Source organism: Algoriphagus formosus (assembly GCF_002807035.1).
GTDB classification, from domain to species: Bacteria; Bacteroidota; Bacteroidia; order Cytophagales; family Cyclobacteriaceae; genus Algoriphagus; species Algoriphagus formosus.
This window is the reverse complement of record NZ_NIUC01000002.1, coordinates 1,857,837-1,875,072: the sequence shown is the minus strand read 5'-3', so window position 1 is coordinate 1,875,072 and position 17,236 is coordinate 1,857,837. Positions and strand designations below refer to the sequence as shown.

At 41.8% G+C, this 17,236-nt stretch carries 18 protein-coding genes; 6 read left to right on the top strand and 12 right to left on the bottom strand.

Annotation, left to right across the window (positions count from 1 at the left end; all coding sequences use genetic code 11):
• Positions 1-153: 153 nt before the first annotated feature.
• From CDH51_RS14380 to CDH51_RS14370, 3 genes are read right to left on the bottom strand one after another with little or no spacing between them, the layout of a single operon-like run.
• Positions 154-876, bottom strand: coding sequence for a hypothetical protein (locus CDH51_RS14380; RefSeq protein WP_100629188.1), 723 nt, complete (start codon positions 874-876; stop codon positions 154-156).
• Between the two features lies 1 nt (position 877).
• Positions 878-1,681 (bottom strand): hypothetical protein, encoded by an 804-nt coding sequence (locus tag CDH51_RS14375; RefSeq protein WP_100629187.1) that lies wholly within the window; start codon positions 1,679-1,681, stop codon positions 878-880.
• Between the two features lie 15 nt (positions 1,682-1,696).
• A complete protein-coding gene (locus CDH51_RS14370; protein ID WP_157807123.1) occupies positions 1,697-1,918 on the bottom strand; it encodes a hypothetical protein in 222 nt (73 codons plus the stop codon).
• Positions 1,919-2,238: 320 nt separating this feature from the next.
• Between CDH51_RS14370 and CDH51_RS14365 the strand changes: the two genes are divergently transcribed.
• The 4 genes from CDH51_RS14365 (at position 2,239) to CDH51_RS14350 (ending at position 5,821) form a co-directional block, all read left to right on the top strand.
• Positions 2,239-2,634: a VOC family protein gene (locus CDH51_RS14365; RefSeq protein WP_100629185.1), complete on the top strand. Its 396-nt coding sequence runs from the start codon at positions 2,239-2,241 to the stop codon at positions 2,632-2,634.
• Positions 2,635-2,687: 53 nt separating this feature from the next.
• Positions 2,688-4,085, top strand: coding sequence for a trypsin-like peptidase domain-containing protein (locus CDH51_RS14360; protein WP_100629184.1), 1,398 nt, complete (start codon positions 2,688-2,690; stop codon positions 4,083-4,085).
• A 99-nt stretch (positions 4,086-4,184) separates the two neighbouring features.
• On the top strand, positions 4,185-4,418 hold the full coding sequence (locus tag CDH51_RS14355; protein WP_024283650.1) for a VF530 family protein: 234 nt from the start codon (positions 4,185-4,187) through the stop codon (positions 4,416-4,418).
• 209 nt (positions 4,419-4,627) lie between these two features.
• Positions 4,628-5,821 (top strand): ATP-binding protein, encoded by a 1,194-nt coding sequence (locus CDH51_RS14350; protein WP_100629183.1) that lies wholly within the window; start codon positions 4,628-4,630, stop codon positions 5,819-5,821.
• A gap of 311 nt (positions 5,822-6,132) precedes the next feature.
• Here the strand turns inward: CDH51_RS14350 and dnaN are convergent, their stop codons facing one another.
• The 8 genes from dnaN to CDH51_RS14310 all read right to left on the bottom strand — a co-directional run bounded on the left by dnaN (position 6,133) and on the right by CDH51_RS14310 (position 14,309).
• A complete protein-coding gene (dnaN, locus tag CDH51_RS14345; protein WP_024283652.1) occupies positions 6,133-7,257 on the bottom strand; it encodes a DNA polymerase III subunit beta in 1,125 nt (374 codons plus the stop codon).
• A gap of 124 nt (positions 7,258-7,381) precedes the next feature.
• Positions 7,382-9,061: a gliding motility-associated ABC transporter substrate-binding protein GldG gene (gldG, locus tag CDH51_RS14340; protein ID WP_100629182.1), complete on the bottom strand. Its 1,680-nt coding sequence runs from the start codon at positions 9,059-9,061 to the stop codon at positions 7,382-7,384.
• An 85-nt stretch (positions 9,062-9,146) separates the two neighbouring features.
• Complete coding sequence (gene gldF / locus CDH51_RS14335) at positions 9,147-9,866, bottom strand: gliding motility-associated ABC transporter permease subunit GldF (RefSeq protein WP_100629181.1); 720 nt, start codon at positions 9,864-9,866, stop codon at positions 9,147-9,149.
• Entirely contained in the window at positions 9,863-10,768 is a 906-nt protein-coding gene (gene gldA / locus CDH51_RS14330; protein ID WP_100629180.1) for a gliding motility-associated ABC transporter ATP-binding subunit GldA, read from the bottom strand. Before gldA ends, gldF begins: the two co-directional genes overlap by 4 nt.
• A gap of 236 nt (positions 10,769-11,004) precedes the next feature.
• Positions 11,005-12,282, bottom strand: a complete 1,278-nt coding sequence (locus CDH51_RS14325; protein WP_100629179.1) for a Glu/Leu/Phe/Val family dehydrogenase — start codon at positions 12,280-12,282, stop codon at positions 11,005-11,007.
• A gap of 69 nt (positions 12,283-12,351) precedes the next feature.
• The gene (locus CDH51_RS14320) at positions 12,352-13,191 is read right to left on the bottom strand and encodes a phosphatidate cytidylyltransferase (protein ID WP_100629178.1); all 840 of its coding nucleotides are present in this window, start codon (positions 13,189-13,191) and stop codon (positions 12,352-12,354) included.
• Positions 13,175-13,381, bottom strand: a complete 207-nt coding sequence (locus tag CDH51_RS14315; protein ID WP_026947698.1) for a putative signal transducing protein — start codon at positions 13,379-13,381, stop codon at positions 13,175-13,177. Before CDH51_RS14315 ends, CDH51_RS14320 begins: the two co-directional genes overlap by 17 nt.
• On the bottom strand, positions 13,356-14,309 hold the full coding sequence (locus tag CDH51_RS14310; protein WP_100629177.1) for a CPBP family intramembrane glutamic endopeptidase: 954 nt from the start codon (positions 14,307-14,309) through the stop codon (positions 13,356-13,358). Before CDH51_RS14310 ends, CDH51_RS14315 begins: the two co-directional genes overlap by 26 nt.
• Positions 14,310-14,345: 36 nt before the next feature.
• On the opposite strand from CDH51_RS14310, the gene dusB reads away from it, so the two are divergent.
• A complete protein-coding gene (gene dusB, locus CDH51_RS14305) occupies positions 14,346-15,335 on the top strand; it encodes a tRNA dihydrouridine synthase DusB (protein WP_100629176.1) in 990 nt (329 codons plus the stop codon).
• A gap of 98 nt (positions 15,336-15,433) precedes the next feature.
• On the top strand, positions 15,434-16,351 hold the full coding sequence (locus CDH51_RS14300) for a DMT family transporter (protein WP_100629175.1): 918 nt from the start codon (positions 15,434-15,436) through the stop codon (positions 16,349-16,351).
• Here the strand turns inward: CDH51_RS14300 and CDH51_RS14295 are convergent.
• Positions 16,344-17,234 carry a M23 family metallopeptidase gene (locus CDH51_RS14295; protein ID WP_100629174.1) on the bottom strand — a complete coding sequence of 297 codons (891 nt, stop codon included), beginning with the start codon at positions 17,232-17,234 and terminating at the stop codon, positions 16,344-16,346. The two genes, CDH51_RS14300 and CDH51_RS14295, sit on opposite strands and share 8 nt — an antisense overlap.
• Between the last annotated feature and the right edge of the window lie 2 nt (positions 17,235-17,236).

Below are 17,236 nucleotides of genomic sequence, written 5' to 3'. Positions count from 1 at the left end.
TGAGGTCTTTTTTTGACCTCGAAGATTCAGGAATGAATCAGTTTTCAAATTGAATGCATGTATTGGTACATTTTCGGAATAAGCAACTCCTGAAAAAAGAAATGGCCAGTTTTTTATTTCCGGCCATTTCCATACATAGATACACTACTCCGACTAAAAAGTATAGCGATAGCCTAGGAGAGCAGAGAAATAATTACCGCTGTAGAAATACTTATTTTGATAAGTCTGACCTTCAAACTCTATCCGATCCAGATCGATAACTATAGAGGGTTCTCGGAGGTCAAGCCCTAATTTACCTGAGACCATAATTCTTGAATTTTCATTTAGGTCGTAAAACAAGCTCAGCTCTGGTTTAAGAAAAAATGAAAACTCCTGAATATCCCTATTCCCATATATTTTGACCGGAATTCGCGGGTCACCATTTGATGATCTAACAATTTGTAATTCCCCCCCCTGAAATTGGTAAGTCTCTTGAGTATTATACGAAACGTGAAATGCATTTGCCAAACTTATCCCTGCATTAGGGAATAACTTGAAATCCTTTTGAATTTTCGGTCCTAAAGCCCAAAAATCATTTAGAGCACCTCCTGTCTTCCGAATAGGATCTAATGGCAAATAAGTAAAATTAACCCCGAACTTATAGTACTCAAGCTCCATTCCATAAGTAAATATCCCCTTTCCTGATATGAATACTCCGACATTTAGAAAAAGGTTGCTTCCAGAAGTAACTGCCAATTCTGGAAAATCCCCTAGATAGTTAAACTGAGTGTTCCCAGTACCGATCCTAGCCTCTACAGAAATTACCTCCTGACAAAAAGATGTGTGAAATAAAAGTAATGCAAATACGAATAGTAATGCTGGCTTATTCTTTTTCATTTTAGTATCCTTTATCAATTTGAGTTAAATTAAATTGCCAAAACTGTCCCGAGGGAGAGTAGCCATGATTTCCACCTGGCTCACCATAAAATTGGGTTTTTAAATAAAAGCGCTCCAATCCTCTGCTCGAACTATAGTATGTTGGTTCCAAAACATTATTGAATACGTTATTCTGTCCAGATCTTTTGATTAAGCTACTATTTCGTTTTTTGCTTTTATACTCATAATCATACCAGAGATAAAGTGAAGTAGCTTCTGCCGTCCAAGTTACAGAACCACCATCGGGTTTTCTCATGTGTTTTGATTGAGAAAGTAACCTGAAATAAATACCAGCAGCTTGATAAACATGCTTTGCCTCCAATCTATATCTAAAGATTCCACCTGAATATGAGGTCCCGACTATTTCAATATTATTGACGTCATTTGAATTATCACATTTATCCCAGTTACATCCACTTGAAACGGTATAAACTAAGGGATCATAAGTTGTCATAATCCTGGCATTGTATTCGGATTTTAATAAGGTGGAGGGGCTATTAGCTTCCAATAATCCAATGACATCATCATCAAAAGAAAATAATCTGATGTCTTCACTTGAAACATCTCCTTCCAATATCTGATCTTTTAATTCGAGGTTAGTTGAAACTACCGCAGTTCTATTATTGAAATTTAAGTAGATCAAATAATCTTCTATAATTATAAATCCATCCTGATCTAATAACTCTAAAAGGGGACTATCAGCCCAAGAACTAATTTCATTATATCCTTCCTGACTGACTCGAAGCTTTTCTCCAGAATTTTTCATCTCTAGGAAGTTTTCCTAAAAACTGACAAAGGCTAACTCACCCAGATTGTCCTTCCCCGTAATCAGATTTTCATACCGATCGAAGGATTCCACCTGTAGCGTACCTTCAAATACCCCCGCCCCTAATTTTGGTAAATTTACAGGAGATTCGGCTTCTAAATTAGTGGTACAACTAATGCCTCCACAGATAAAAATCAAAAGGAAGGGCTTGCTCAAAATGTTCGTTTTGTTTTTCATAAAATTGATTGTTTGAATGCTTAAAATTAAACGAAAGAAAACCCCCAAAAAATACCCATAAATGGGTATTTTTTGGGGGTTTTCTTTCCATTTCATAAATTTTCTATAAAATTTCTACTAACCACTCCCCGACCTTTGAGGTCTTCTCAGACCTCGAAGATTGCTTTCGAATAAGAACAATTTCGCCTTTGGCTGTGTCTCCACAGCCCGAAATAACCAATTCTGGGAGGCACTAGAAAACTCAAAGTATGAACAGCTGAAACTGCGAATTAGAATCTATTTTAGCGCTTGTAAAACCATATCATTTATTCTCAATTAGTATGCCCCAACAACTCGGACAACTCTCCCTTCTCGTCAGAGACTATGACGAGGCCATCCAATACTACACGCAAGTCCTAGATTTTGAGCTTTTGGAAGATACAAGAATGAGTGAAAGTAAAAGATGGGTAAGAGTTTCCCCTCCCGGATCGACTTGCCATTTGTTATTAGCCAAGGCAGCGAATGAAGCTCAGGAAAAACAAATCGGAATTCAGGCAGGCGGTCGGGTTTTCCTGTTTCTTTATACCGATGATTTTTATCGGGATTATGAAAAATACAGTTCCCGAGGAGTGGAATTTATCCGCAAACCTGCTGAGGAAAGTTATGGTATCGTATCCGTTTTCAAGGATTTGTATGGAAACTTATGGGATCTAATCGAGCCAAATAAATCAAATTAAGCCCAAATCTTTTTATCTTCTCCTCTCATTAGTTTCCATTTTGAATCAAAGCTATGTCCAAGTCAAAGGCTAAACTCAACGATATTGCCCGGCAGATGATGAGCGGCGTGGTTCAGATTCTTGTTGAGGGCTATATCGAGGAGGATATTCAATCCGTTCTGAATCCATCCGTCAAAATTCCAGGAATTTGGTCCGGGTCGGGATTTTTTGTGAAGTACCAAGATCTTGAAGGCTACATCGTCACCAATGCACATGTGGTTCGGAATGCAGTCAAAATCGAAATCAGCTCCATGCTGACCAGTGAGGAACGATTTGAAGCGGAACTGGTCGGTTTGGTCAAGCAACTGGAACCTGATGTTGCACTGATCAAGCTTAGCGAAAAAGAACTGCAGCGATTTAAAAAACTGGCAATACAACCAATCGAATATCTTGAATTACGGGAAGGTACTAACCCATCCCGAGGAGAAATGATCAAAGCGATTGGGTATCCCTTAGGGATGGTAGAACCCAATATTACAGGTGGCGAGATCACAAATTTCATATCCGGTTCTGAGTTTAGTTCGGAGCGGTTTGTCACCAATGCAGCCATCAATCCCGGGAATTCAGGAGGTCCAAGTATTACTGAAGACGGGAAAGTAATTGGGCTCAACACCGCTGTGATTGTAGATGCCGAAAATATTGGCTTTATCACGCCTGCCAGCTTTATAAAAATAATTATCGACAATCTTATTTTATTGAGTGAACCTCAGTTTGCAGGAATAGGAGGGAAATTGCAGAAAAATGCCGAAAACTTTAATCCCTTTTTAAATCAAAGCCAAGCTAAGGGTGTCATCGTCTCCAAGGTCCTCGCCAATGGTTTTTTAGAGGCGGCGAATATTCAAGCCAAAGATGTGATTCTCTCGATCAATCAGGCTGAATTTGATCGCCATGGAATCGTCATCGGGAAAGAAGGTCTGTATCGACATAAGAATATTTTTGATGTAATGAAACTGGTACCGATAGGCGAGGAAGTAACGATCAACTATCTGAGAAATGGAAAAGTCCATCAGTCCAAGGCTCGGGCAATGCCAAATCCAGAGAAAGGAATCATTTCCAGCCCCATCTTAAATGAACGAGAGTATTTAGAGGTATTCGGAATGGTCATTCAGCCTTTAAGCTTTGAAATCATACAAGCCATTCAAGAAGTGGACCCTTACGCCCAAATTGAGATGCTGAAAATTTTAGATCAGGAGAAACCCGTATTGGTAGTCACTCACATCCATCAAGGTACTCAGGCCGATCAAATGGAATGGCCTCTTGGAGAATTAATACTCAAGGTCAATGAACGGGAGGTCCACTCACTCTCTGAGTTGAAGAAAGCACTGAAAGGGCCTTCAGGAAAAGCCGTATTAATGGAATGCCAAAGCGGGACATTTGGATATTTTCAGCTTGAGGAAGAAAGTAAAAATTAAATTTTTAATAATATTTTTCCGATTTGCTATGTTATTGGAAATCTAGAAAAACAGGGTTTACAATAATTCTTAACTTTAAATTCTCAATTCACTATTGCCTTGGAACATCAACCCAACAATCCCCTTCACGGACTTCGACTCGACACCATTCTGGAGCAATTGGTCGCGCATTATGGATGGGAGGAACTGGGTGAGCGCATCACCATTCGCTGCTTTACCCATGATCCATCGATCAAGTCCAGCTTAAAATTTCTCCGAAAGACCCCCTGGGCCAGAGAGCGGGTGGAAGGCTTGTATCTGAAGATGTTGCGGGACACCAAAAAGAATCTTTGAGGTTTTAAAGACCTCTAAAGGTTTAACTCCCACTTACCCTGTTTTCCGAAAACATTTTTTTTGATTTTTAAAAGCTACCTCAATCTGGAGAAGCAGAACATAGAAATCGATCTAAAAAATTAGCTCGACCAAAGGAAAATGACTTCAGGTATTTTTTGTTGTTTTAAAACAGCATTTTTTATATATTTATGAAGTTTTAAAACAACAATATGCAAGTATTGATCGATTTTCAGGATTCTTTGCTACAAGGAATCAAAGAGAACTTCCAAAGATTTTTGAACAAAAATATCAATTGGAATCAGCGAATGATTGGTATTAAAGGACCAAGAGGTGCCGGAAAAACCACACTCATGCTTCAGCATCTCAAATTCACCTTATCCAAAAATCAAGTAAATGGCTTATATGTCACGGCTGATCATCCTTGGTTTTATCAAAACAATTTATTGGATACTGCCATGACTTGGTTTAAACAGGGAGGCCAAGTTTTATTGATCGATGAGGTTCATAAATACCCCAATTGGTCAAGGGAACTCAAGAATATTTATGATGGGCTGCCCCAGCTTCAGGTAATTTTTTCGGCCTCTTCCGCATTGGATATCTATAGAGGAGAATCAGACCTCAGTAGGCGGGTGATTAGTTACACTTTACCCGGCCTATCCTTTCGTGAGTATCTTAAGCTTTCTGAAACATCGGACTTTCCTTCATTTACTCTTGAAGAGATAAAACACAGGCACCGTGAAATCAGCCATGAAGTAATTTCAACAATACGACCATTACTTTATTTCGAAAAATACCTCAGCAAAGGTTACCTCCCGATTTTTGTGGAAGGTGAAAATGAGTATGGATCAAAGCTCGAACAAATAATCAATACTGTGGTGGATACAGACTTAGCTTATATTTCATCCTATAATGCCGGCACAGCCGCTAAGGTCAAAAAATTACTCGGAGTGATAGCGGAATCTGCTCCCTTCAAACCCAATGTTTCGGCGATTTCAACTAAACTAAATATTTCAAGAGATCGAATTTTGGAACACATCTATCAGTTGAAAGACGCAAGAATTCTAAACGTTTTACTCTCAAGGGGTAAAGGAGTCTCAAGATTACAAAAACCAGATAAACTATATCTTGAAAACACAAATCTAGCCTTCGCGATCAACTCCTCTCCTGAAAAAGGAAACCTGAGGGAAACTTTCCTCCTGAATCAATTGCTAAATGCTGGATACGAAGTATTTGAACCAAAAAAGGGGGACTTCTGGGTTAATGAAATAACGATAGAAGTGGGCGGGAAAAACAAATCTTCTCAACAAGTCATCGATGAAGATGAATATTTGATTGCTAGTGACGATATAGAAACTGGCTGGGGTAAAAAGATTCCACTTTGGCTTTTCGGTTTTCTTTACTAATAAAGCCTAATTAAACTCCATAAGTAGCCGATAAAATTCTAGCTTTTGCTATTCTGATTTTCTGGAAGCAGATTTTATCTACTTAGGAGTTAAGCCTTGATGTCTAACGGAGTAAAAGTAGGAATGACAGCGAAGTTCTTAACAAATCCCGCAAGGGATTTTTATTGCAAAGAGTATTTACTTGATATCTCCCTTCGTGAACTTTGTGTTCTTAGTGGTTTAGAAATAAGATCTTTGGGGTTTTCAAAACCTTAACCAACAAAAAAGCCTGAATCGATGACTCAGGCTTTCAGGGATATAAGTGGTTAAAATTATACGTAATTATTCAACATCACCGGCATCACTAGCATCAGGATATCTTCATTTTCTTCCTGCTCAGCTGGCAAGATCAATCCTGCTCGATTGGGTGCAGAAAACTTCAAGCTGACTTCTTTACAGGAAAGGTTGTTCAACATTTCTACCAAGAACTTGGCGTTGAATCCGATCTCGATATCCTCTCCGTCATGATCACAAGAAAGCCTTTCATTTGCCTCATTGGAGAAGTCCAGGTCTTCTGCAGAGATCATCAATTCAGATCCAGTCAATTTCAATCTTACCTGATGCGTGGTCTTATTCGCATAGATAGCGATACGACGAAGTGAGCTCAACAAATCCTGACGATCGATGGTCATGATGTTAGGATTGTCCGCAGGAATTACATTTTCATAATCCGGGAATCGCTCGTCAATCAGACGGCAGATCATTTTAATCTGTCCAAACTTGAAGTAAGCATTGGACTGATTAAACTCCACACTCACGGAGATATTCTCAGAAGGTAGCGTAGACTTGAGAAGGTTCAATGCCTTTCTTGGGATGATCAAACTCGCAGGGCTACCGGAAGCAATATCAACTCTTCTATAGCGAACTAGACGGTGTCCATCTGTAGCCACAAAGGTGGTATTGGTATCGCTCAGGTTGATGAAAACCCCGGTCATCGCAGGGCGAAGCTCATCCGAGGAGGTTGCAAAAATGGTATTGGAAATAGCACTAGCCAAGACTTCAGTGGACATATCCACGGTGGTCGGATTGCTGACGGTAGGGATTTTTGGGAAATCAGTCGCATTCTCACCAGCCAAGCGGTAGCGACCGTTGTCAGAGCTGATTTCCACCGCGTAGGTATCATGGTCGATGCTGAAGGTTACCGGTTGCTCCGGTAAGTTCTTGAGCGTATCGATCAGAATACGAGCTGGAACAGCAATATTGCCATCTTCTTTAGCCTCCACATGAATTTCCGTGATCATGGAGGTCTGAAGATCCGAAGCTGTGATTGTCAGCATGGAGTCTTTGATTTCGAAAAGAAAATTCTCCAGAATAGGTACTACCGGGTTGGTCGTAACCACACCGTTGATCGCCGAAAGCTGCTTTAAGAGTGCAGAAGAAGAAACAATAAATTTCATATAGGGCTTATTTAAAGATTACAATTTTGAATGGGGGTAAATTTATAAATAAAATCGATTTGACAGGGAATGAATATGGCCACAGTTGAAATTATTTCAACTTTCATCTAGCTAAACCCTAAGCTTACCTCGAATACTTTTTCCTGCGGATGGCTGCCACTGCTCCTCCAAAGAGAAGCAGGAAAACTACCGGCATTCCGACATTGATCAACTGCCATTTAGTTTTTTCCTGTGAAATTTTCACTCTGTTCAATGGGCGAATCTGGAAACTTCGGGTACGGGAAGCGATGATGCCTTCCGGGTTATCCAAGTATTGAGCAAGATTGCGTAGCAAAAGTCGATTAGCGAAAATATTCTGATTAAAAGGATCCTCTCCCAAATTAAGCGGCCTTCCTGTCTGAAAATCACTTTGACTCTGAAAGAGCTCGCCATCCCCGATCACGACCACCTTTCCCTCTCCGCTTTCCTTAAATTCTGATTGATCAAACCCCTCCGGAAGAAAACGATTTTTATACAAAGAAGTAAACTCCCCTTCCAGCAGGTAGGCTAAGGGAAGGTTTTGCATGGGAAATTGCTCAATATCCGGTTCACGCTGCATATCGCTGAAAGCTACCCGAACCGGAGCTGTTAGAACTCGAGACAAATCAGATGTGAAAAACAAAGGCGTTTTTTTTACTCCCGGTGCCAAAACCGTATCCAAGCTACTTGCAAAGCGGAGATAAATTAAATCCAAGCCCTTCGTAATTGGATGGGGGTACATTCGGGTAGATTGGATATAAAAAGGCCAAGGCAAAGGAACCAATTGCTCCTGATCTCCGAAATTCCCACCCATCACGGGGAAATATCCAAAATTCAAATCCTGAATCAGGTCCTTATTGATTCGAACCCCATATTTGAAAAGGAGGTTTTCCAATCCATTTTCATAAGGCATAGCCAAAGTTCCCTCACCGCCTGCTTCACGCACATCAACTTTCACTCCATCTGACAAAACGACCAGATTTCCGCCTTGCATCACAAACTGATCCAAAAGGTAAATTTCCCTTTCGCTGAAAGCTTGCTGTGGCCCTTGAATGAAAATAATCTTAAAATTGACCAAGTCTTGCACAGTTCGGGCTTGATCAAGAGGCACTTTGAATATTTCGAAATCTCCATCCAAAGCTTCCACCAGACCATAGCCATCATCCTCTTTCATCTCCTCGTGCCCGATAATCATGGCTAATGCTCCCATATCTGAGCGGGTGAGTTTCCGAATGGCATTACTTAGCTCAAACTCTAAATTTTCGATGGATTGATTTAGGATTTGCTCCTCTCCCATTCCTTTCTCACCCTTCAAAACAAGGGCTCCTGTTTCGAATTCTTCACTGTAAATCAGAATCCCCGGGAAGATCAATTTGGTCTGTTGTCCAGCAGCTTGATTGACAAATAGAGTCGTGGGGTTGATTCCGTAATCAGCTAGTTGAAGGATAAATTCTTCCTGCTCTTCCTCTGCCAAACTCAAGGGATCGAAGTAGGAAAAGCTGATTTTCCGATCGCTGTAGGCATCAAAGGTTCGCACTTGCTCCTCGATCGATCGCTGTAGGCGACGAATTCCAGCAGGAAGATCCTCCCCACTAAGTAGAATCTCTACATGGATATCCTCACTCAAACTGTCTAAAACTGCTTCCGTGGCTTCGTGCAAAGAGTAGCGCTGATCTTCAGTCAAATCAACTCGGAATCGAATCAGCTGTCCCAAGCCAAGAAGAATGACCAAACCCAGTATCAAACCGAGCCAATAGATCGCGGTATTTTGACTTGCTGATTTCATGTGTTTATAATTTGTCTTAAAGAGGTCACATGGAATCTCGCAATTATAATCATCCCTCTGTGTGTCACTTGCGTCATGCTCGATTTCATTTGTTTCTTAAAGTCAAAACAGATGCCCCCAAAAAGAACCAGATCATTCCGAGGAAAAAGAAAATATCATTCGAATCGATGACACCTCTGCTTAGATTGATATAGTGAAAACTCAAGCTTAACTCTTCCACCCAATAAGCCCAGGCACCAAACTGAAGATCTGCTGCTGCAGATAATCCAAAATACAAAAGGAAGCAGAAAAACACTCCTAAAACAAAAGCCACAACCTGCTGTGATGTCAAAGAAGAGGAAAACACACCCACAGCGCCAAATACTGCTCCGATCAGCAGCAATCCAATCCAACTCCCAAAAAAGCTAGCCTGATCTAAATTACCAGGAGGATCACCGAGCTGAAGAATACTGAAAAAGTAGAGTAAGGTTGGCAAAAGGGCAATCGCCACTAATACCAAAATGGCCAAATACTTCGCCAATACGATCTGAAAGACGGACAAAGGAGAAGTCCGAAGGAGCTCCCAAGTATGATTTTTTCTTTCCTCAGCTATGGCACGCATAGATAGGGCAGGGATTAAAAAGGTAAACACGTAGGGCGTGTATGTGAATAAGGGCTCGAGATCAGCATAGCCATAGTCCAGCACACTACTTTGGGGAAATACCCAAACAATCAGGCCAATCGCCACCAGAAACAAAGCCAAAATAAGGTAGCCCAATAGACTGCCTAGAAATGAATTGATTTCTTTGATGATCAAGCTCTTCATTGGGTGTATTGTCTAAAAAGCTCTTCCAAACTCCGCTTGCCTTGATTGAGTGCCAAAAGATTCAGCTTCTTTTCTTGAATGATGCCGAGGACAGCCTTTCTGGCTCCGGCAGCATCCGCTGTACCGATGACAACCTGCTTATTTCCTTTAGGACCAAAGGCCACCCCCTGAAAGCCCTCAAACCATCCCAAATCCAAACTTTCTTCTGTTTCAACGATGAGTTGTTGACCGCTGCCTGCTTGCTGAAAGTTTTGGAGCGAATCTGCCGCTTTGATTTTTCCTTTGGCAATAATGACTACATCATCGCAAATAGCCTCTACTTCCTGCATAATATGCGTGGAAAGTATCAGGGTTTTTTCCTTCCCTATCTCTCGAATAAGCTGACGGATATCTGCCAGTTGATTAGGATCAAGACCGGTGGTAGGCTCGTCTAGGATTAGAACTTTAGGGTCATGGATCAATGCTTTCGCTAATCCGACACGCTGTTGATAGCCTTTGGATAGCTGTCCGATTTTCTTGTGCTGCTCAGGCAAAAGCCCGGTTTTCTCCAGCATTTCATTTCTCCTCGACTGCAAGTCTTTTCCAGATAGCCCATACAAGCCTCCGGCGAAAGTTAAAAACTCCTTGACAAACATGTCCGAATACAAGGGATTCTTTTCCGGCAAATAGCCTATCAAGGAACTGACTTTTTTCGGAAATGCAAGTGCATCTGTTCCCATCACCTCTACTGAACCTCCTTCAGCTGAAAGATAGCCCGTGATGATTTTCATGGTAGTGGATTTACCCGCGCCATTTGGTCCCAAAAAACCCAAAATCCGTCCAGCTTTTGCCTCAAAAGAAACCTCATCGAGGACTTTTTGACTGCCAAAACTTTTACTTAATCGAGAAACGGATAAGGACATAGGCGATTAAAAGCCAAAATAGAGTTTTAGGATAAAACAGTTATAAAACACTCATTTTTGGACTTGAGCAAAATTAGGGATTGACCTCGAAAAGGCAAGGTGGAGAATAAGGATTCCTTTACCAATTCCTTGATCTTTTTAATCCAAACGGGCGATTTTAAATAGTATTTTGTAAAAAGAAAATGGGGTAAGTCAAGACCCACCCCATTTCCTATCTAGCTAAAATAAATAGATACTTAGAATCCACCTCGATAGGTGTAAGTCTGTGCCACCTTGTCTATCGCTACGATGTAAGCAGCGATCCGCATAGGCACATCATATTTTTTAGAAGCTTGGTAGACATGCTCGAAAGCATCTTTCATAATCCGATCGGAACGTCTATTGACACGGTCTGCTGTCCACTTATATCCAAGACGGTTTTGAACCCACTCGAAGTAAGAAACGGTCACGCCACCCGCATTTGCCAAGATATCGGGCACAGCCATGATACCTTTCTCATTGATAATAGCATCAGCCTTGGCGGAAGTAGGACCATTAGCCCCCTCTACGATTAACTTGGCTTTGATTTTATCTACATTCTTAGCCGTAATCACATCCTCTACCGCAGCAGGAACCAGTACATCTACATCAAGCGTAAGTAGATCCATCGGGTCATCCATTCTATCGGCATCTTTGAAGCCTTCCAGATGACCACCATTATTATCACGAAACTCGATCGCCTTTACGATATCAATCCCGTTTTCATCATAAAAAGCACCGGTATGATCGGAAATTGCTACAATTTTCAATCCGCGCTCCTCGAGCAAACGAGCTGCCCAAGAACCCACATTTCCAAATCCCTGCACAGCACAAGTAGCTTGAAAAGGATTGATTTTTAGCTTTTGCATGGCCGCTAAAGCCGAAACCATGACACCACGACCAGTGGCCTCAGTTCTTCCGAGAGAACCACCAAGAACAAGTGGCTTTCCTGTTACTACAGCGTTGACAGTAGTACCGTGAGCTTTGGAGTACTCGTCCATCAGCCAGGCCATTTCACGTGGCCCTGTACCCATGTCGGGAGCTGGGATATCTTTGTCGGGTCCGAATACATCAAGCATAGCCAAGGTGTAGCCTCGCATCAATCGTTCGATTTCTCCTTTGGACATCTCACGTGGATTGCAGCGTACGCCACCTTTACCTCCACCATAAGGAATATCTACCACTGCACACTTCCAAGTCATCCATGCCGCTAGTGCCCGAACTTCGTCCAGGTGCACATCCGGAGCAAATCGAATCCCCCCTTTTGCAGGGCCTAGGATATTCGAATGAATCACTCGAATCCCTTCAAATACTTCGATTTTTCCATTGTCCATTGTAATTGGTATGGAGACAATGACCTGCTTGGCAGGGTTCTTTAAAACATTGTAAACTTCATCAGAAAGTCCGAGTTTTTCGGCAGCGATGTTAAATCTCTCCATCATTGACTCCAAAGGATTTTCTTTGTCCTTAATCGGAGCCGGTTCTATGTAAGCCATATTGGGTTTTTGTTATGGTGAAATGCGATACAATATTAAGTAGTTTTTCAGATTAGGTCTTCGAATACATTAGAAGATTTTCAAAAAAGCTGTGATAAATGGCGCGGAAAGTAATAAGCCATCAAAACGGTCCATAAATCCACCATGACCCGGTAGCACACGGCCAGAATCCTTGATCTCAATTGATCGCTTGAAGAGCGATTCGATCAAATCTCCATAGGTCCCGGCAATGATAATTATTCCCGCAATCACCAGCCATTTCCAATCTTGAATAGTCTGAAAATATCGAGCCAATAAGAAGGCAATAGCAATGGCAGAAAACGCCCCTCCCAGGAAACCTTCCCAGGATTTTTTGGGCGAAACTCGCTCAAAAAGCTTCGTTTTGCCAAATTTGGTGCCAGCAAAATACGCTCCTGTATCACTTGCCCAGAGAATCAGAAGACAACCTAAAATGATTTCGAAATTATAAACTTTCTCAATCGAAAAGACAGCCAAATTCAGAAGGGAAAATGGGACCGCTACATAGAAAATTCCTAGGTAGGTAAAGGCCACCCCGGTAAATGGCTTCTTATCAGTCTTTTTATATAGCTTGATAAAGAAGGTCAATGAAATGATCGGGAAAATCAGGTATAGATATTCATTGGGCAGCTGCTCTTTTTCGATCATAAAAGTGAGCGTGTAAATCAGCAGTCCCAAAAAAGTACCAAAGCTTTTCAAAGGCAACATCCCATCCAATCCGCAAAGCTTGTAAAACTCCATCTGTGCAAAGCCCAGAATGCAAGCAAAAACCAGAAAATAAGTCCAGTCAGAAAAAATAATCCCTGTAATCACAATGATTGCTCCCAGTAGTGCCGTAATGGCACGCTGACCGAGATTACTGTAATTATTTATATTAAAACGAGATCTCATTATTCACGAGATTAGTGGCTTTCAGCGCATCTTGAGTTTTGACCAAAACTTCATAGTAGCCCAGAACCTGATACGCTGTTTCTTTTTTACTAAGCACCACGGCAGGGATTTCATTCTCCTCCAAAATGCCTTTGACTATTTCGGCCCGGATTTGCTGTGGACTTTCAAAGATTTTGATCCAATCCTTCATGTGGTAGCAGCTTAGTTTTATTAAAGTAATAGATTCCTGCCGAAACTACCAATAATCCCAGCAAAGCTAAAGGATAAGACACGGTTTCGGTGGATTCGATGTCAAAATCGACCATTCCTTGCTTTGCAAAGTAAATCAGTAAAACTGTGATGGAGTTATTCAAAATGTGAGCAACGATCGGATAAATCAAACTCCCAGAATAGACATACAGGTAGCCAAAGAGCGCTCCTAAAAACATCCTTGGCAAAAACCCATAAAACTGCATGTGGATAGCTGAGAAAATAAAGGCTGTAATCCAAATACCCCAATGGTAGGACCCTGTGTAGAGGTGCATCTTTGGCTGAACGACCCCTCTAAAGAACACTTCCTCTCCCAAGCCTGCCAAAACTCCAATCACCAGAAGGCCAACCAACAGCTCCGACACAGACTGAAAATCAGTCAGAAACATGGTCATTTCCATCAGCTGATCTTCCATCTCTTTCATCCAAGCTTCTAGCTCAGAAAGAAAACCCGGGAGTTCCAGTTGGGCATTCAGGTAAACAAGCAGGGCATTGAAAAACATTCCCCCCAAGGTGATGAGCAAAGTGAGGAAGAGCTTGGAAGAACTTAAGCGCTGTAGCTGTCGCTTCCAGCCTAAGTCAGCATGATCTATGCCTTTGGCCACGATAAATGCTGCAACCAGAAAACCGATTCCTGATCCTACACCTTGAATAAAATATAAAGCCATTCGGCCATTTGGGATATTTGTGTCACCCGACATCAACTTTACCACTGAATCCAGATCGATCCCAAATAGAAACAAGGCAACAAAAAGTGCGATGCCCTGCAAAACAATAAGTACCCCGAAAGTGATTAAAACTATGACTACCAGAGACAAAAGCCAGTTTTTTCGTTGCGCTATTTCTCGTGTGGTTTCGTAAATCTCCATATTGGACGTAAATTTACGCCAAATTTAGAATAAGCAGTGGTAAAGATAGGAAACTTAGAACTCGGAGAATTCCCGCTTTTGTTGGCACCCATGGAGGATGTGAGTGATCCGCCATTTCGGGCTGTTTGCAAAAAAAACGGCGCAGACCTCATGTATACGGAGTTTATTAGCTCGGAAGGACTGATCCGTGATGCAGCAAAAAGTGTCCAAAAGCTGGATATTTTCGAATATGAGCGACCTATTGGCATTCAGATTTTCGGAAATGAAATCGAATCCATGCGTGAAGCTGCTGCTATTGCTGAGGCTGCCGGTCCGGATATTTTGGATATCAACTATGGATGCCCTGTGCACAAAGTGGCTTGTAAAGGTGCCGGTGCAGGAATTCTATTGGATATTGATAAGATGGTCTCCATGACTGAGGAGATTGTCAAAGCGGTAAATATTCCCGTCACTGTGAAAACACGCCTAGGCTGGAGCCATGACACAATCCGAATCGTCGAAGTTGCGGAAAGACTCCAAGATGTAGGCATTCAGGCTATCAGTATTCATGCCCGTACTAGGCAACAAATGTATAAAGGTGAAGCCGACTGGTCTTACCTGAATAAGGTGAAAGAAAATCCGAGATTACATATTCCTGTCTTTGGCAATGGAGATATCGATTCCCCGGAAAAAGCTGCTGAATATAAATCTAAGTATAATGTCGATGGAATGATGATCGGAAGAGCTTCGATAGGCTACCCATGGATTTTCAATGAGATCAAACATTACTTAGCTACCGGTGAAAAGCTTCCCGCACCAGACTTGGCAGAGCGACTGAGGATAGCCAAAGAGCATCTGGATTTTTCTATCAAATGGAAAGGTGAAAAGCTTGGAATCCTAGAAATGAGAAGACACTACACCAACTACTTCCGCGGTATGCCAAACTTCAAACCTTATCGAACGGATATGGTCACCGCAGATACCTACGAAGAAGTAACTGCTATCCTAGAGCAAGTGGAAGAAGTCTATGCAGATTACGTTTTCTAAAGCTGGTTGCTAGTCTTTAATTCCCATTTGAAAATTTTCCCAAACATTTTTAGTTCAGAATTGCTTCATTTGCGGCACCAACCCGTAATCTAACACCTATGTCCAATCAGCCCACTGAGAGCTCGGTAAGAAACTGGATTTACCTGATCATTCTGGCATTAGTCTGGGGAAGTTCCTTTATTTTGATCAAGCGGGGATTGGAAATCTTCTCACCGGGAGAACTCGGAGCCTTTCGAATTGTCGCTGCGGCCACTTTTCTACTTCCGCTTTCCCTTCCTCGGGTCCGCTTTCTGAAAAGTGTCCAGGTTCAAAACCTCATCATCGTTGGCTTAGTGGGAAGTTTTATCCCTGCCTTTCTTTTTGCAAAAGCCCAAACCCAACTCAGCAGTTCACTTACCGGGGTGCTGAATGCACTTACGCCTTTATTTGTCGTTTTGGTGGGAGCATTATTTTTCAGTTCAAAAATCACCCGAAGAAATGCTCTTGGCCTTTTAATCGCCTTTTTGGGCGTGTTGATTTTGGTGACGGTAAGAGAGGGCGGTGGTTTTGGAGCACTTTCGGACATTAATGCCTACGCTTTCTTCGTCATTCTGGCCTGCACCTGCTATGGTTTCAACCTGAACATTATCAAATTCCGGTTCGTAGAGCTTAAACCGATCGAAATCACAGCAATTTCACTTCTAATGGTCCTGCCTGTAGCCTTGATTTATCTGATGGCAGGCACCCAATTTTCATACAAGCTCGTCTCCGTACCGGGAGCTTGGCAGGCCTTAGGCTATGTGGCACTCTTAGGAATCCTCGGGACAGCGCTAGCACTTATCCTTTTCAATATGCTAGTCAAAACAGCAAGCCCAGTCTTTGCCAGCTCAGTCACTTACCTCATTCCGATCGTCGCTATTCTTTGGGGAGTATGGGATGGAGAGGTTTTGCTATGGGGGCATTATGTAGGAATAGCTGCTGTGATTTTGGGGGTATGGATTGGGAATCGAAAAAAAAGGATCAGGAAAATTAGTTAAGTCCCAAGGCCTTTTGTTCCTTCTTACTCAATTCTAGCGCTACGATTTCACTCGGGTGTGAAACCACAATTTTTTGTGCTTTACTTATTTTTTTATTCTCTGCACCCGTGAAATAATCTACTGGAATGATGGTATTAGTAAGTTTTCCCTTGGAGTCCTTTTCTACTTTGGTCACAGTCATCCGAACATGTCTTCCGTTTTCATAATTTTCTCCGCCCGAAATAGCTAAAACCTGCCCTGGAACCACCTCTTCTCCCAATTCTACCTTTTGAGAATTCCCCTTTAGAACCATGATTTTTGAAATCGTACCATCAGGATGAAGGATTTCGATGTAATTCTCTCCTCGATCAAACGCCAAATTTTCTTTTCCTTCTTCTCGGTCCATTTCCATCTCTACGACGATGCCTTTTCGCGGAGCTACTATTTCTGTTTCATTATCAAATCGAAATGAAACGCCGACATACATATCGTTTTTTGCATCTGGACGAATCGTGTTCTCCAAGTGAGTCATCATCATACCCAGCACCTCAGTACCCTCAGCCACAGGAATCAGATAAATTGGATCTACTTTAGACTTTCCATAGATGCTTCCTTTCACATAGGTGAAGCTGTAGGAATAATTACTGCTTTGATTTTCATTTATGGGCTTGAGTGTCCCTATCCGCGTTTGTCCAGGGTTGGAGACAGCCACTAGATTAGTTCCCCCCATTACCCGTAAATTTTGCAGTACTGGGAATTCTACCTGAATGGTATACTGGGACATACTTGAATTGATGGCTGTCAAGACTACATTTCCTTCCCGGTCTCGTTCGGACTCGACTCGAATCTGAGCACATAATTCTAAAGACAAAACAAAACAGGAAAGAGCTAAAATATACTTCATAA

Excerpts from the sequence above, each read along its gene's own strand:
- CDH51_RS14380 (WP_100629188.1), bottom strand. The coding sequence starts at position 876 with ATGAAAAAGAATAAGCCAGCATTACTATTCGTATTTGCATTACTTTTA.
- CDH51_RS14375 (WP_100629187.1), bottom strand. The coding sequence starts at position 1,681 with ATGAAAAATTCTGGAGAAAAGCTTCGAGTCAGTCAGGAAGGATATAAT.
- CDH51_RS14370 (WP_157807123.1), bottom strand. The coding sequence starts at position 1,918 with ATGAAAAACAAAACGAACATTTTGAGCAAGCCCTTCCTTTTGATTTTT.
- CDH51_RS14365 (WP_100629185.1), top strand. The coding sequence starts at position 2,239 with ATGCCCCAACAACTCGGACAACTCTCCCTTCTCGTCAGAGACTATGAC.
- CDH51_RS14360 (WP_100629184.1), top strand. The coding sequence starts at position 2,688 with ATGTCCAAGTCAAAGGCTAAACTCAACGATATTGCCCGGCAGATGATG.
- CDH51_RS14350 (WP_100629183.1), top strand. The coding sequence starts at position 4,628 with ATGCAAGTATTGATCGATTTTCAGGATTCTTTGCTACAAGGAATCAAA.
- dnaN (WP_024283652.1), bottom strand. The coding sequence starts at position 7,257 with ATGAAATTTATTGTTTCTTCTTCTGCACTCTTAAAGCAGCTTTCGGCG.
- gldG (WP_100629182.1), bottom strand. The coding sequence starts at position 9,061 with ATGAAATCAGCAAGTCAAAATACCGCGATCTATTGGCTCGGTTTGATA.
- gldF (WP_100629181.1), bottom strand. The coding sequence starts at position 9,866 with ATGAAGAGCTTGATCATCAAAGAAATCAATTCATTTCTAGGCAGTCTA.
- gldA (WP_100629180.1), bottom strand. The coding sequence starts at position 10,768 with ATGTCCTTATCCGTTTCTCGATTAAGTAAAAGTTTTGGCAGTCAAAAA.
- CDH51_RS14325 (WP_100629179.1), bottom strand. The coding sequence starts at position 12,282 with ATGGCTTACATAGAACCGGCTCCGATTAAGGACAAAGAAAATCCTTTG.
- CDH51_RS14320 (WP_100629178.1), bottom strand. The coding sequence starts at position 13,191 with ATGAGATCTCGTTTTAATATAAATAATTACAGTAATCTCGGTCAGCGT.
- CDH51_RS14315 (WP_026947698.1), bottom strand. The coding sequence starts at position 13,381 with ATGAAGGATTGGATCAAAATCTTTGAAAGTCCACAGCAAATCCGGGCC.
- CDH51_RS14310 (WP_100629177.1), bottom strand. The coding sequence starts at position 14,309 with ATGGAGATTTACGAAACCACACGAGAAATAGCGCAACGAAAAAACTGG.
- CDH51_RS14300 (WP_100629175.1), top strand. The coding sequence starts at position 15,434 with ATGTCCAATCAGCCCACTGAGAGCTCGGTAAGAAACTGGATTTACCTG.
- CDH51_RS14295 (WP_100629174.1), bottom strand. The coding sequence starts at position 17,234 with ATGAAGTATATTTTAGCTCTTTCCTGTTTTGTTTTGTCTTTAGAATTA.